Annotated in this window: 1 protein-coding gene and 1 pseudogene; one reads left to right on the top strand and one right to left on the bottom strand. The window is 54.1% G+C overall.

Annotated features, from left to right (window positions below; translation table 11 throughout):
- Window positions 1-209 precede the first annotated feature (209 nt).
- Window positions 210-440, top strand: a pseudogene (locus CFR80_RS18270) (integrase core domain-containing protein); the annotation flags it as partial.
- Window positions 441-521: 81 nt separating this feature from the next.
- Here CFR80_RS18270 and CFR80_RS18265 read toward each other — a convergent pair.
- Complete coding sequence (locus tag CFR80_RS18265; protein WP_010517544.1) at window positions 522-1,082, bottom strand: recombinase family protein; 561 nt, start codon at window positions 1,080-1,082, stop codon at window positions 522-524.
- Window positions 1,083-1,184: the final 102 nt, after the last annotated feature.

Below are 1,184 nucleotides of genomic sequence, written 5' to 3'. Positions count from 1 at the left end.
CGCAGACCGACTTCGATCTCCACTCTGTTGTCCAGTGCAACAACACGACGAACGACGAGGGAACGGGGAAGATCAAGGATCCGAAGGCGTGACACTGGGCAATATCCATGAAAGTGGGCGACTTTCAGGATTTCCCAGTTCCAGAACCACAGTACAAGATACCCATCACGAAAAGTGCGGAAGAACCTATTTTTGAGTGCCGATTGACACTGTGGCGGTCGCTGAAATACGAATGCGTCTATTTGCACGCGTTCGAAACCGGATCGGAGCTACGGGCCGGGCTTGGCAGATGGATCGCCCATTATAACGAAAGGCGTCCGCATACGGCGCTGGCTGGACGTACGCCCGATGAGGCGTATCATGACGTGCCGACGCCATCTGGTCCGGGGTTAACCCCGGACCAGATGGCCAACAGCAACGCCGTCAGAAGGGCGGCATAACAACAACCGGGTATAGCTTATCAAGCCCGCAAAACTGTCCGAACGGACGGGACCACCTCACAGGGTCAGCGTAAACAGTTCTTACTTGTTATTGGTAACTGCCCGATAGATGGTGGCTTTATGTACGCCAAAACGGGCTGCGACTTCTGAAATGGAGAGGTTCTCGTCACGGACAAGCTTCCGGATCGTCGCAATCTGCTCTGCGCTGAGCTTGGCTGGCCGACCAAGATGGACACCCCGTTCCTTGGCCCGTTTCCTACCCGTTTCCGTGAGATTGCGGCTTAATGCGCGTTCAAATTCAGCAATGCCGGCAAAAACACCAAGAATCATTTTCCCATAGGGAACGGTGGTATCGGCCCAGGGTTCACAAAGGGAACGCAGCCCTGCTCCTTTTTCACGCAGTCGATCAGCCACCTCCAGCAGGTGGGGCGTTGACCAGGCGAGACGGTCGAGAGAATAGACAACCAAAGTATCATCAGAAGAAAGTTCTGTCAGGACGTCCCCCAGAATGGGCCAGTCCCGGCTCAATGTAGGAACTTTTTCCTCATATATTTTGTTACAACCCGCCTTTCGGAGCGCTTCTACCTGTTGAAGAAGCGTCGCTTCTTCCGCATTTTCGCGCGCGTACCCGATCAGCATCATATTATACCAAGGGCTACTGTCTCTGACTCATCTGTGAAGTGACGCGAAGGGCCTGTTCTGATTCTGTCGTGAGAGGGAGGATCGGGAATGGCTGGTGCGATT

The sequence above is a fragment of the Komagataeibacter oboediens genome (assembly GCF_003207815.1).
Lineage (GTDB): Bacteria > Pseudomonadota > Alphaproteobacteria > Acetobacterales > Acetobacteraceae > Komagataeibacter > Komagataeibacter oboediens.
Note: the sequence above shows the minus strand (reverse complement) of the source record. Positions and strands in the feature narration are given on the sequence as shown.